Here is a 12,982-nt window from a genome sequence, read left to right on the forward strand (position 1 = left end):
CGTACTCCATGGGCCCGCGGGCATCGCGGATCCGGGCGCCCCGGCCACAGCCCTGCCGCAACACCAGGAGGAGGCGGCCAGTCCGCGGCGCGGGGCACCGCCGCGCGTGCGGCCCGGGGCACGGGATCGCGCGGCAGCCCCACGACGAGGCGCTCTGGCCGAGGCCCCGGGTAGTTCACGCGGCCTCGTCAGCGTCAGCCCGGTCCGCGGCCCCGGGCACCGCTGCGCCAGTATCCCTGGACGGCGATGGCGCCGCGTACGGCACGGGGCACAGGGCACTCCCGCTCTTTCGGCGAGACCGCGGCCTTGAAGGCGGCGTCGTCCGCGGACCGGCCCGCGCAGCCATTCCAGCGGGCCCGCCAGCATCGACACCGCGCGCGGCGACGGACGCCGAGGCGGCAAGCACGCCCGGCAAGACCACGCGCTCGCGGCACGGCGGGGCGCCTCCCGCCGCGGCGGGAGGCGGCGTCGTAGGCTCGCCGAGCGGGCCAGGGCGAACCCCGGCCAGGAGGAGCGCACGGGACGTGACGACGACGTCGATCTGCCTGTTCACCGCCGATCTGCGGCTGCACGACAACCCCGTCCTGCGGGCCGCCCTCGGTGCCGCGGAACAGGTCGTCCCGCTGTTCGTGCTCGACGACGCCATCGCGGCCGCGGGTTTCGCCGCCCCGAACCGCGCCGCGTTCCTCGCGGGCTGCCTCGCCGACCTGGACGAACTGCTGCGCGCCCGCGGCGGGCGGCTGGTGCTGCGCCGCGGGGACGTGGCGCGCGAGACGTGCCAGGTCGCGGAGGAGACCGGTGCCGGTCAGGTGCACGTCGCCGCGGGGGTGAGCCGGTACGCCGCGCGGCGCGAGGATCGACTGCGGGCGGCGCTGGCCGGACAGCGCCGCGAACTCCGCGTGCACGACGCCGTGCTGACCGCGGTGCCGCCCGGCGCGGTGGCCCCGGCCGGCAAGGACAGCTTCGGGGTGTTCACACCGTACTTCCGCCGCTGGGCGACCGCGGAACTGCGCGATCCGCTGGGCGCGCCCGGCGCGGTCCGGGTCCCGGACGGCGTGGCGTCCCGGCCGCTCCCGCGAGCGCCGGAGGGCACGTCGCCCGGGCTGCCCGCGGGCGGGGAGACCGCGGGCCGCGAACGCTGGGGGACCTGGTGGACGGCGGGGCTCGCCGCCTACGAGGACCGCCACGACGACCTGGCCGGCGACGCCACTTCGCGGCTGTCGCCGTACCTGCACTTCGGCTGTCTGTCGGCCACCGAGCTGGTCCGGCGCGCCCGCGACGCAGGCGGGCCCGGCGCGGACGCGTTCGTACGGCAGCTGGCCTGGCGGGAGTTCCACCACCAGGTGCTCGCCGCCCGCCCCGACGCCGCCTCCCGGGACCTGCGGCCGCGCGGCGACCGCTGGCGCGGTGACGGCCCGGAGGCGGCCGCGTGGCGCGAGGGCCGTACCGGCTACCCGGTGATCGACGCGGCGATGCGGCAGTTGCGGCATGAGGGCTGGATGCACAACCGGGCGCGGCTGCTGGCCGCGAGCTTCCTGACGAAGACGCTGTACGTGGACTGGCGGATCGGCGCCGCGCACTTCCTGGAGCTGCTGGTGGACGGCGACATCGCCAACAACCAGCTGAACTGGCAGTGGGTGGCCGGCACCGGCACCGACACCCGCCCGAACCGGGTGCTCAACCCCCTGGTGCAGGCCCGTCGTTTCGACCCGGACGGCGCCTACGTGCGGCGCTGGGTACCGGAGCTTGCGGCGGTACGGGGTGGCGCCGTCCACCGCCCCTGGCGGCTCCCCGAGGACGAACGAGCCGCCCTGGACTACCCCGCCCCGCTCGCCGACCTCGACGAAGCACTCACCCGCTTCCGCACCGCCCGCGGCAAGTAGCCCCGCCCCGGCACCCGCGCACCGCCCGCGCGCCGCCCAGCGGGGTATGTCGTGGGTGTGGGCCTCTCCACCCAGCCGGCCGCCCTTCGCCTTCCGCCGGTCACGCCCCGCCCCTTCGTCGCGTTCCTCCCCCTGCGGTGGTCCGGAGCCCGCGGCCGGCGGATGGGTCCGTACGGCGATCCGCCCGGCCGGCGGCGGCGCATCCATGGGTGGACGTATGTGACGGGCGTCCCCGCGGGGGGCGGCCGATAATGACCGAGAGCGTACGAGAGAGGCGATTCGATGGCCTACAGTGACGAAGCGGGCGACGGCACGCCGCGTCCGGGGCTGGTCGCGTACGTGCTGCCCCAGCGGCCGCGCGCCGCCGCAACCGCTCCTGTCGCGCACCGCGGCCGGCCCCCTCTCGCACTCCTCCTGTGCACGGTCGCCCTGACCGCCGCGACGGCCCTGGCGGCGCTGCTGCGCTCCCTGCTGCCGCCCGGGACGGCGACCGGCCCCTTCGCCCGCGACGTGGGGAGCCCGCGATGAGCCTCACCTGCCTGGTGACGGGCGCCACCGGTTACATCGGCGGCCGGCTCGTCCCCGAACTGCTCGCGGCCGGCCACCGGGTGCGCTGCATGGCCCGTACGCCCGGCAAGCTGCGCGACCACCCGTGGGCGGGCGAGGTGGAGGTCGTCAAGGGCGACGTCACCGACCCTGACTCGGTGCGGGCGGCGATGGAGGGCGTGGACGTCGCGTACTACCTCGTCCACGCCCTGGGGACCGGGCGGGACTTCGAGCGCACCGACCGGGAGGCGGCGGAGGTCTTCGGGTCCCGCGCGCGGGCCGCGGGCGTGGGGCGCATCGTGTACCTGGGCGGTCTGACCCCCGCCGGGGTACCCGAACGGGAGCTGTCGCCGCACCTGCGCTCCCGCGCCGAGGTGGGCCGGGTGCTGCTCACCTCCGGCGTGCCGACGGCGGCGCTGCGGGCGGCGGTCATCATCGGTTCCGGCTCCGCCTCCTTCGAGATGCTGCGCTACCTCACCGAACGGCTGCCGGTGATGGTCACCCCGCGCTGGGTGAGCACCCGGATCCAGCCGATCGCCGTACCGGACGTGCTGCGCTACCTCGTCGGCTGTGCCACGCTGCCGCCTCAGGTGAGCCGCGCCTTCGACATCGGCGGCCCGGATGTGCTCACGTACCGGGACATGATGGTGAAGTACGCCGAGGTGGCGGGGCTGCCGCGGCGCCTGATCGTGCCGCTGCCGGTGCTGACGCCGTGGCTGTCGAGCCACTGGGTGGGGCTGGTGACCCCGGTGCCGGCGTCCATCGCGCGGCCGCTGACGGAGTCGCTGCGCCACGAGGTGGTCTGCCACGACCACGCCATCGCCGAGTGGGTTCCGGACCCACCCGAGGGCCTGATCGGCGTCGAGCGGGCGCTGCGGCTGGCGCTGCAGCGCATCCGGGAGGCCAACGTGGCCACGCGCTGGTCGTCGGCCTCGGTGCCCGGCGCGCCCAGCGAGCCGCTGCCGACCGACCCTGACTGGGCGGGCGGCAGCCTCTACACCGACCGCCGGACCCGTGTCGTGGACGCCTCGCCGGAGGCGCTGTGGCGGGTGATCGAGGGCATCGGCGGGGACAACGGCTGGTACTCCTTCCCGCTGGCCTGGGCCGTGCGCGGCCGGCTCGACCGTCTCGTGGGCGGGGTGGGGCTGCGCCGGGGGCGGCGGGACGCGGTGCGTCTGCGGGCGGGCGACTCAGTGGACTTCTGGCGGGTGGAGGAGATCGAGCCGGGCCGGCTGCTGCGACTGCGCGCGGAGATGCGCCTGCCGGGCCTGGCCTGGCTGGAGCTGGCGGCCGGACGGGACGGCAGCGGGCGCACGGTCTACCGGCAGCGGGCGCTGTTCCACCCGCACGGCCTGGCGGGGCACGCGTACTGGTGGAGCGTCTCGCCGTTCCACTCCCTGGTCTTCGGCGGCATGGCGCGGAACATAGCCGCCGCGGCCGAGAAAGGCGCGGCGGGACCGTAGCGGCCCGGCCCCGGGTCCCGGAGGTCCTGCGGGACCTCAGTCCGGGACGGTGGTGCGCAGGGCGGTCAGTTCGTCGTTCATCGCGGTCAGGAAGCGCATCACCACGGCCAGTTCGCCCTCGGTGAAGCGGGAGCGCGCCGCGTCGGTGCTGTGGGCCAGGGGCCGGAAGAACTCCCGGGCCACCCCCATCGCCCGCGGGGCGTAGTGCAGATGGACGACCCTGCGGTCGGCGGCGTCGCGGGTGCGGCGGATGTGGCCGGCGCGCTCCAGCCGGTCCAGGCAGGCGGTGACGGCACCGGAGGTCAGATTGAGGCGCTCGCGCAGCAGACCGGGGGTCATGGCGCCGCCGCGGCCGTCGCCGTCCAGGATCGCCACCAGCGCCTCCACGTCGGTGTGGTGCAGCTTCTGGCTCTGTGCGAAGTCCTGCGCGACGCGGTTGAACTCGCTGTTCATCCGGCGCAGCTGCACGGCGAAGGCCTGCAGCCCGGTCGGGGACTCGTCCTGGAGGTTGTCGGGCACCCTCCCATCCTAAATAATCTCGATCATTAAGATAATCAATCACTGAGATAACTCACCCCGGGGTGTCCCGGGACCGCATCCCACGGGAGAGAGCAATGACATCCGTGCCGCGCGCCGTCCGGTGGCTGCTGCCAGTGGTGATGCTGGTCGCCTGGCTGGGCATCGGGGGGACCCTCGGCCCGTACGCGGGCAGGCTCGGCGAGGTCTCCACCAACGACCAGGCCGCCTTCCTGCCGCGCAGCGCCGAGTCGACGAAGGCCGTGGCGGAGCGGACGGCCTTCAGCCGGAACGGGACCGTACCGGCGATCGTCGTCTGGACCGCCGACCGCGGCCGCGTGACCGACGCCCAGCAGAAGGCCGCCACGGCCGCGCTGGCCTCCCTCTCCGGCACCGAGGGGGTGGCCGGGCGCCCCTCCCCGGCGGTGCGCTCCGACGACGGCCTCGCCCTGGAGGGCGTGGTACAGCTCCGCCCCGACCTCGGCCGGGACGTCGGGGACGCCGTCGCCCGGCTCGCGGACACCGCGGGCCGGGTCGGCGGCACGACCGCCCACGTCGCCGGGCCCGCGGCCTCGCAGGCCGACCTGGGCGAGGCCTTCGCGGGCATCGACGGGCTGCTGCTGTTCACCGCGCTGGGCGTGGTGCTGGTGATCCTCCTGCTGGTCTACCGCGCACTGCTGCTGCCCCTGGTCATCATCGTCGGCTCGGTCTTCTCGCTCGGCCTGGCCTGCGGGGTGGTGTACCTGCTGGCGGACCACGGCATCGTCCGGGTCGACGGCCAGGTCCAGGGCATCCTGTCGATCCTCGTCATCGGCGCGGCCACCGACTACGCCCTGCTGCTCGCGGCCCGCTTCCGGGAGGAGCTCGCGGTCCGCGGGGACCGGTTCGCCGCGATGCGCGCCGCGCTGCGCCGCTCGGCCGGGGCGATCGTGGCGAGCGCGGCCACCGTGGCCCTCGGCCTGCTCGCCCTGCTCGCCAGCGACCTCACCAACAACCGCGCCCTCGGCCCGGTCGGCGCCGTAGGGATCGTCTGCGCCGTGGCGAGCAGCCTGACCTTCCTGCCCGCGGCGCTGCTGCTGCTCGGCGGGGCCGCCTACTGGCCCGCCAAGCCGCGGCAGCGGCGTCCGGAGGGCGAGGGCGTCTGGCGGCGGATCGCGGCTCTCGTGGACCGCTCGCCGCGCCGGGTCTGGGCCGCGAGCCTGGTGCTGCTGGTGGGCTGTGCCGCCTTCTCCCCCGCGCTGACCGCCCGCGGTGTGCCGCTGGACGAGATCTTCGTCCACCAGGCCCCCTCCGTGACCGCCCAGCGCGTCCTCGGCGAGCACTTCCCCGGCGGTTCGGGGAACCCGGCCGTGGTCGTCGCGCAGGCCGGCCGGCTCGATCCGGTCACCCGGGCCGCGTCAGGCACCGACGGCGTCCACTCCGTCGCCCCGCTCACCGCCTCGAGCCGGCCCGGCGGGGGCGAGCCGCTCGTCGCGGGCGGCCGGGTCCTGCTGCAGGTGACGCTGGAGGACGCCGCCGACAGCGACGCCGCCAAGGCGACGGTGCAGCGGCTGCGCGCGGCCGTGCACGCGGTGCCCGGCGCGCAGGCGGTGGTCGGCGGCTACACGGCCCAGCAACTGGACACCCAGCGGACCGCGGAGCGCGACCGCACGCTCGTCGTCCCCGTCGTCCTCGCGATCATCCTGGTGATCCTGGCGGCCCTGCTGCGCAGCCTGCTGCTGCCGCTGCTCATGGTCGCCACGGTGGCGCTCAACTTCGCCGCCACCCTGGGCGTGTCGGCGCTGGTCTTCCGTCACGCCTTCGGTTTCTCGGCGACGGACGCCTCGGTGCCGCTGTACGGCTTCGTCTTCCTGGTCGCCCTCGGCGTGGACTACAACATCTTCCTGATGACACGGGTCCGCGAGGAAACGCTGCGCCACGGCACGCGGCAGGGCGTCCTGCGCGGCCTGACTGCCACCGGAGGGGTGATCACCTCGGCGGGCGTGGTGCTCGCCGCGACCTTCGCGGCGCTCGGCGTGATCCCGCTGGCGTTCCTGGCGCAGATCGCCTTCATCGTGGCCTTCGGGGTGCTGCTGGACACCCTGGTGGTGCGCTCGTTCCTGCTGCCCGCACTGGTCCGGGACATCGGCCCGAAGGTGTGGTGGCCGGGCGCCGCGGCGCACAGGGGCGACGAGCCGCCGGCGCCGGACGGCGCCGCGGCACCGCGCCGGGTGGCGGAGCGTCAGACGACCTGATGCAGCCAGCGCACGGGGGCGCCCTCACCCGCGTAGCGGAAGGGCTCCAGCTCGTCGTCCCACGGCTTGCCGAGCAGCTTGGCGACTTCCGTCTCCAGGTCGGCCTCGCCCTTGCGGGCGCGGGCGAGCGCGGCGCGCAGCCGGTCCTCGGGGATGAGGATGTCCCCGTGGATGCCGGTGACGGCATGGAAAATGCCGAGTTCGGGGGTGCTGCTGTAGCGCTCCCCCTCGGCGCCGGCGCACGGCTCGGCCGTGACCTCGAAGCGCAGCAGATGCCAGCCGCGCAGCGCGGACGCCAGCTTGGAGGCGGTGCCGGATTCCGCCTGCCAGGAGAACTCGGCCCGCCAGGTGCCCGGAGAGGCGGGCTGGCGGATCCAGTCCAGGTTCACGCGCACGCCGAGCACGCCCGCGACGGCCCACTCGACGTGCGGGCAGAGCGCGCGTGGCGCGGAGTGCACGTACAGAACTCCACGTGTCGTCACCGGGACCTCCAGTGTGGGACGAGGTACGCCTTCCCCAGCGGCCTCATGCCCATAACCGAGCCATCCGGGACAGCAGTGGACATTCTGCACTAATCATAACGAATGAGACAAGATCTGACCTCTGATCACCTCTTTCGCACCACCTGTCAGGGAAAAAGCTACCGCGCGGCGTCAGGCGAGGAGTGACGTACTGTCGGGATCAGCGAGAAGTCACCCACTCGTCCGAGGGAGAACGGATGCGCCAGTCGCTCCCGCGTGGGGTCAGCGGCGCCCTGATCGCGCTGATCGCCCTGCTCACGACGGCACTCGCGGCCGGCTGCTCGGCCCCGGCCGGCCCGGACAGCACCGAGGCCGGTGCCGCCGGGCGGGCGGGCACGGTGAAACGCCCCGCGAAGATCTGGGACACCACCCCCTCGTCCCTGGCCGCGCTCGGCGACTCCATCACCCGTGCCTTCGACGCCTGCGGGATCCTGACGGACTGTCCGGACCTGTCCTGGGCGACCGGCAGCCGCCGTTCCGTGGCGAGCGTGGCCTCCCGGGTGCTGGACAAGCCGGACACCGAGAGCTGGAACCTGGCGGCCAGCGGCGCCAGGATGCACGACCTGCCGGCGCAGGCGCGGAAGGCGGCCGAACTGCGGCCGCAGCAGGTGACGATCCTGATGGGGGCCAACGACGCGTGCGCGCGCAGCACCGACCGCATGACCCCGGTGGCCGAATACCGCCGGGATTTCTCCGCCGCCCTGCAGACCCTCGACCGCGATCTGCCGAAGGCCCAGGTCTTCGTCGCGAGCGTGCCCGACCTGATGCGCCTGTGGGAGGTCGGGCGGCAGAACGTGCTGGGGCGGCAGGTCTGGAAGCTGGGGCTGTGCCCGTCCATGCTCGGCGACGCCGAGTCGATGAGCACGGCCGCCCAGAAACGGCGGCAGACCGTACGCGAAAGGGTGATGGCGTACAACGACGTCCTGCGGCAGGAGTGCGCGCGCCACAAGCGCTGCCGCTACGACGACGGCGCGGTCTTCGACTACAGGTTCACCCAGAAGGAGCTGAGCCGCTGGGACTGGTTCCACCCGAGTGAGGCGGGTCAGGCCAAGCTCGCGGGACTGGTCTACGCGGCGGCCTTCGGGCCGGGTTCGGCCGGCCGCTAGCCGGGCCGGGCCCGGTGAGCGTCCGGGGTTTCGGACACCGCGCGGTACGCGGCGCGGGCGGACGGACTCACTTCGGCAACATCGCCGACACCTCACCGGCACACCCATTGACACCGCCGGGAGCCCGTAACTACGTTCCCTTCAACATTTCGAACGTGTGACGAAATCTCGAACGACACCCTGTAAGGGGCGGCTTCCGTGCGCATCACCGGCATCAGCACCCATGTGGTCGGCACACCCTGGCGGAATCTCACCTATGTACTCGTCCACACCGACGAGGGGCTCACGGGCGTCGGCGAGACCCGCATGCTCGGCCACACCGACGCGTTGCTCGGCTACCTCCGCGAGGCGGAGGTCAACCACATAACCGGCTCAGACCCGTTCGCGGTCGAGGACCTGGTCCGCCGGATGAAGTACGGCGACTACGGGCGGGCCGGGGAGATCGTCATGTCCGGCATCGCCGTCGTCGAGATGGCCTGCTGGGACATCAAGGGCAAGGCCCTCGGCGTCCCGGTCTGGCAGTTGCTCGGCGGCAAGGTGAACGAGAAGGTCAAGGCGTACGCCAACGGCTGGTACACCACCGAGCGCACCCCGGAGGCCTACCACAAGGCCGCGAGCGCCGTGGTGGAGCGGGGCTACCGCGCGCTGAAGATCGACCCCTTCGGCACCGGCCACTTCGAACTGGACCACGCGGCGACCACCTACTCCGTCTCCCTCATCGAGGCCGTGCGCGACGCCATCGGCCCCGAGGCCGAGCTGCTGGTGGAGATGCACGGCCGGTTCAGCCCGGCCACCGCGATCCGCGTGGCCAGGGAACTGGCGCCGTTCAAGCCCAGCTGGATCGAGGAGCCGGTGCCGCCGGAGAACCTCAAGGCCCTGGCGAAGGTGGCCGCCCACACCGATCTGCCGATCGCCACGGGCGAGCGCATCCACGACCGTTACGAGTTCCGCGAGCTGTTCGAGCTCCAGGCCGCCGACATCATCCAGCCCGACCTGGGGCACATCGGCGGCATCAACGAGGTCCGCAAGCTGGCCGCAACCGCGGAGACCCACTACGTGCTGGTCGCCCCGCACAACGTCGGCGGCTCCGTGCTCACCGCCGCGAGCCTCCAGCTCGCCGGGTGCACCCCCAACTTCAAGATCCTCGAGCACTTCAACGACTTCGCGGACTCCGAGATCAAGAAGGTCGTCAAGGGCGCCCCCGTGGTCGGCGAGGACGGGTACTTCACCCTGTCGGACGCGCCGGGCCTCGGCGTCGAGCTCGACGTCGACGCCGCCGCCGAGTTCCCCCAGCAGCAGGCCCGCTTCGACCTGTGGGCCGAGGGCTGGGAGCGCCGGAAGCCGAAGGGCGCGAAGTGACCGTCCACAGCCACCGCGCCGTCGTGCTCGACGGACCCGGCCGGCACCGGATCACGCCGATCGAACCGGTGCCGCCCGGCCCGGGTGAGGCGCTGGTCCGCGTGCACGCCGCGGGCATCTGCGGCAGCGACCGGGAGATGTACGCCGGCACCCGCCCGAAGGGGTACGTGCGTTACCCCGTCACCCCCGGCCACGAGTGGTCCGGCACGGTGGAGGCGGTCGGCGCCGGGGTGACCGCCGGCCTGGTGGGCCGGAAGGTCGTCGGCGAGGGCTTCCGCAACTGCCAGGTCTGCGAGCGCTGTCACGCCGGGGAGACCACGCTGTGCGGCGCGCCGTACGAGGAGACCGGCTTCACCCAGCCCGGCGCCATGGCGGACACCCTGACGCTGCCCGCCCGGCTGCTGCACGTCCTGGACGACGCGGCCGACCTGCGCACCGCCGCCCTCCTGGAGCCGGCCGCCTGCGTGGCCGCGGCACTGCTGAAGACGCCGGCCACCCCGGGCGAGCGGGTGGCGGTCGTCGGCACCGGCACCCTCGGCATGCTGGCGGTGCAGTTCCTGGCCGCGGTGTCGCCGACGGAGCTGCTGGTGGTGGGCACCGGCCGGGAGCGGGCGGAGCCGGCCGCCTCGTTCGGCGCCACGCGCTTTCGCACGGCCGATGAACTGGACGCGGACGAGGGGCGCTACGACCTGGTGGTCGAGGCCGCCGGGTCCGCCTCCGCGGCCCGTGCGTCGGCGGGGCTGCTGCGCCGCGGCGGCCGCCTGGCGCTGACCGGCATCCCCGCGCCGGGGGCGCTCGGGCTCGACCCCACCGATCTGGTGGTACGCCAGCTGACCGTCCACACGGTCTTCGGGGCGCCGCCCGCCGCCTGGGCGCACACCGTACGCGCCTTCGACGCCGGGATCCTGGACCCGGCACCGCTGATCACGCACGACCTGCCCCTGGAGGAGTACGCCGACGCCCTCGGACTGCTGGGGAACCGGGATCCCAAAGTGGGGAAGGTGCTGCTGCGTCCGTGACCGCTCTGTGCGCGGCGGACACCCGATGTCCCATCCGTTCCCACCCATACCCAATGAATCGAACGTCGTCCGAGATACCGAACGGCGAGAACGAAGGAGCACCGTGACCGACGCACCCACCCCGAGCCCCGGCACGGCCGGCATCGCCTCCGGTCCCCGCCACCCGGGCCAGTACGCGCTCACCCTCCTCGGTCACGGCGCACCGGCGGACGACCCGGCCGACGCCTCCCCGCACTCCTTCCCCGACGGCGGCACCTGGCGCACCGAGATCCCCTCCGTGGAGGGCCCGGAGGCGCTGACCACCGTGCTGGAGGAGAGCGAGCGGCTGCAGGTGCCGGTGCACCGGATCAGCCAGGGCAGCGGCATCTGGATGCTGACGGACGCCGAGATCACCGAGATGGTCGCCGCCTGCGCCGAACGGGACGTCGAGCTCTGCCTGTTCACCGGTCCCCGCGGCACCTGGGACATCGGCGCCGCGACCCGCACCGACTCCCGCGGCGGGGGCCTGCGCGCCCGCGGCCACGACCAGGTGGCCGGCTGCGTCGAGGACGCGCTGCGTGCCGCCGCCCTGGGCGTGCGCTGCCTGCTCGTCGCCGACGAGGGCGTGCTGTGGCTGCTGCACCAGCTGCGCGAGCAGGGCCTGCTGCCGGCCGACACCACCTTCAAGGTCTCGGCGCTGGTCGGCCCGGTCAACCCGGCGGCCTACGCGGTGTGGGAGCGGCTGGGCGCCGACTCCATCAACATCCCCTCCGACCTGACCCTCCAGCAGATCACCGAGATCCGCCGGGTCAGCCGGGCGCCGATGGACTTCTACATCGAGGCCCCCGACGACCTCGGCGGCTTCGTCCGGCTCTACGACGCGGCGGAGCTGATCCGCCGCGGCGCGCCGATCTACCTCAAGTTCGGGCTGAGCAAGGCTCCCGGCATCTACCCGTACGGACGCCAGCTGCGGGAGGTCGCCCTGTCGACCGCCCGCGAGCGGGTCCGGCGCGGCCGCCTTGTACTCGACCTGCTCTCCCGGCTGGGCGCGGACGGCGGGCAGTCCCCGCTGGGCGCGCGGCTGCCGGGACCGCTCCACCGCTTCCCCCTGGACATCACGACCGACCCGGAACAGGCGACCGACCCCCGCCTGACCGCCGAAAGGATCTGATCAGCCATGCGCATCGCCAGAGCCGCACGTCTGCGCACCGCCGCCGCGCTGGTGGCCACCCTCGCCCTCGGCGCCACCGCGACCGCCTGCGGGCAGAGCGAGAACACCGGAGGCGGCGGCAGCAAGGACGGGGACAAGGGCACCATCGGGATCGCCATGCCCACCAAGTCGTCGGAGCGCTGGATCGCCGACGGCGACAACATGGTCAAGCAGTTCCAGGCCCAGGGCTACAAGACCGACCTGCAGTACGGCGACGACAAGGTCGAGAACCAGGTCGCCCAGATCCAGAACATGATCACCAAGGGCGACAAGCTGCTGGTCATCGCCGCCATCGACGGCTCGGCCCTCAGCGACGTGCTGCAGCAGGCCCACGACGCCGGCATCAAGGTGATCTCCTACGACCGCCTCATCCTGGGCTCGGCGAACGTCGACTACTACGCGACCTTCGACAACTACAAGGTCGGCGAGCTCCAGGCCGGTTACATCGTCGAGAAGCTGGGCCTGAAGGACGGCAGCAAGAAGGGCCCCTTCAACATCGAGCTCTTCGCCGGCTCGCCCGACGACAACAACACCAAGTACTTCTTCAACGGCGCGATGGACACCCTCAAGCCGTACATCGAGAAGAAGCAGCTGGTGGTCAAGAGCGGCCAGACCGAGCTCAACCAGGTCACCACGCTGCGCTGGGACGGCGCCACCGCCCAGGCCCGCATGGACGACCTGCTCAGCAAGTCGTACACCTCGGCCGACGTGGACGCGGTGCTCTCCCCGTACGACGGCATCTCCCGCGGCATCATCTCGGCGCTGAAGAGCGTGAGCTACGGCACCGCCAAGAAGCCGCTCCCGATCGTCACCGGCCAGGACGCCGAGGTCGCCTCGATCAAGTCGATCATCGCGGGTGAGCAGGCCCAGACCGTCTACAAGGACACCCGCGAACTGGCCAAGGTCGCGGTCCAGATGGGCAACGCCGTGCTGACCGGCGGCAAGCCTGAGATCAACGACTCCAAGACCTACGACAACGGCACCAAGGTCGTCCCGACCTACCTGCTGCCGCCGGTGAGCGTCGACAAGTCGAACTACAAGGAGATCGTCGTCGACTCCGGCTACATCAAGGAGTCCGAGCTCCAGTAGTACCGGAGCCCGGAGCACGACCGACGATCTTCCCCTTCCCACCACCCGAGGAGAACG

The 12,982-nt window shown here is 73.2% G+C and carries 11 protein-coding genes; 9 read left to right on the forward strand and 2 right to left on the reverse strand.

Features of this window, described 5'->3' with window-relative positions; genetic code table 11:
- Nucleotides 1-524 precede the first annotated feature (524 nt).
- The 3 genes from AC3EUJ_RS30695 to AC3EUJ_RS30705 all read left to right on the forward strand — a co-directional run bounded on the left by AC3EUJ_RS30695 (nt 525) and on the right by AC3EUJ_RS30705 (nt 3,892).
- The gene (locus AC3EUJ_RS30695; RefSeq protein ID WP_431967105.1) at nt 525-1,883 is read left to right on the forward strand and encodes a cryptochrome/photolyase family protein; all 1,359 of its coding nucleotides are present in this window, start codon (nt 525-527) and stop codon (nt 1,881-1,883) included.
- Between the two features lie 282 nt (nt 1,884-2,165).
- Nucleotides 2,166-2,411 carry a hypothetical protein gene (locus tag AC3EUJ_RS30700; protein WP_431967107.1) on the forward strand — a complete coding sequence of 82 codons (246 nt, stop codon included), beginning with the start codon at nt 2,166-2,168 and terminating at the stop codon, nt 2,409-2,411.
- Nucleotides 2,408-3,892, forward strand: coding sequence for an SDR family oxidoreductase (locus AC3EUJ_RS30705; protein WP_431967109.1), 1,485 nt, complete (start codon nt 2,408-2,410; stop codon nt 3,890-3,892). Before AC3EUJ_RS30700 ends, AC3EUJ_RS30705 begins: the two co-directional genes overlap by 4 nt.
- Before the next feature lie 36 nt (nt 3,893-3,928).
- Here the strand turns inward: AC3EUJ_RS30705 and AC3EUJ_RS30710 are convergent, their stop codons facing one another.
- Nucleotides 3,929-4,375, reverse strand: coding sequence for a MarR family winged helix-turn-helix transcriptional regulator (locus AC3EUJ_RS30710; RefSeq protein WP_431967181.1), 447 nt, complete (start codon nt 4,373-4,375; stop codon nt 3,929-3,931).
- Nucleotides 4,376-4,506: 131 nt separating this feature from the next.
- On the opposite strand from AC3EUJ_RS30710, the gene AC3EUJ_RS30715 reads away from it, so the two are divergent.
- Nucleotides 4,507-6,642: an MMPL family transporter gene (locus AC3EUJ_RS30715; protein ID WP_431967111.1), complete on the forward strand. Its 2,136-nt coding sequence runs from the start codon at nt 4,507-4,509 to the stop codon at nt 6,640-6,642.
- Here AC3EUJ_RS30715 and AC3EUJ_RS30720 read toward each other — a convergent pair.
- Nucleotides 6,630-7,124, reverse strand: coding sequence for a DUF3145 domain-containing protein (locus AC3EUJ_RS30720; protein ID WP_431967113.1), 495 nt, complete (start codon nt 7,122-7,124; stop codon nt 6,630-6,632). The two genes, AC3EUJ_RS30715 and AC3EUJ_RS30720, sit on opposite strands and share 13 nt — an antisense overlap.
- A 236-nt stretch (nt 7,125-7,360) precedes the next feature.
- On the opposite strand from AC3EUJ_RS30720, the gene AC3EUJ_RS30725 reads away from it, so the two are divergent.
- The 5 genes from AC3EUJ_RS30725 to chvE all read left to right on the forward strand — a co-directional run bounded on the left by AC3EUJ_RS30725 (nt 7,361) and on the right by chvE (nt 12,925).
- Nucleotides 7,361-8,269, forward strand: a complete 909-nt coding sequence (locus AC3EUJ_RS30725) for an SGNH/GDSL hydrolase family protein (RefSeq protein WP_431967115.1) — start codon at nt 7,361-7,363, stop codon at nt 8,267-8,269.
- 198 nt (nt 8,270-8,467) lie between these two features.
- Nucleotides 8,468-9,628 (forward strand): mandelate racemase/muconate lactonizing enzyme family protein, encoded by a 1,161-nt coding sequence (locus AC3EUJ_RS30730; RefSeq protein WP_431967117.1) that lies wholly within the window; start codon nt 8,468-8,470, stop codon nt 9,626-9,628.
- A complete protein-coding gene (locus tag AC3EUJ_RS30735; protein WP_431967119.1) occupies nt 9,625-10,647 on the forward strand; it encodes a zinc-dependent alcohol dehydrogenase in 1,023 nt (340 codons plus the stop codon). Before AC3EUJ_RS30730 ends, AC3EUJ_RS30735 begins: the two co-directional genes overlap by 4 nt.
- A gap of 103 nt (nt 10,648-10,750) precedes the next feature.
- Nucleotides 10,751-11,797 carry a hypothetical protein gene (locus AC3EUJ_RS30740; RefSeq protein WP_431967121.1) on the forward strand — a complete coding sequence of 349 codons (1,047 nt, stop codon included), beginning with the start codon at nt 10,751-10,753 and terminating at the stop codon, nt 11,795-11,797.
- Between the two features lie 6 nt (nt 11,798-11,803).
- Nucleotides 11,804-12,925 (forward strand): multiple monosaccharide ABC transporter substrate-binding protein, encoded by a 1,122-nt coding sequence (gene chvE, locus AC3EUJ_RS30745; protein WP_431967123.1) that lies wholly within the window; start codon nt 11,804-11,806, stop codon nt 12,923-12,925.
- Nucleotides 12,926-12,982 lie beyond the last annotated feature (57 nt).

It is taken from the genome of Actinacidiphila sp. bgisy160 (assembly GCF_057707815.1).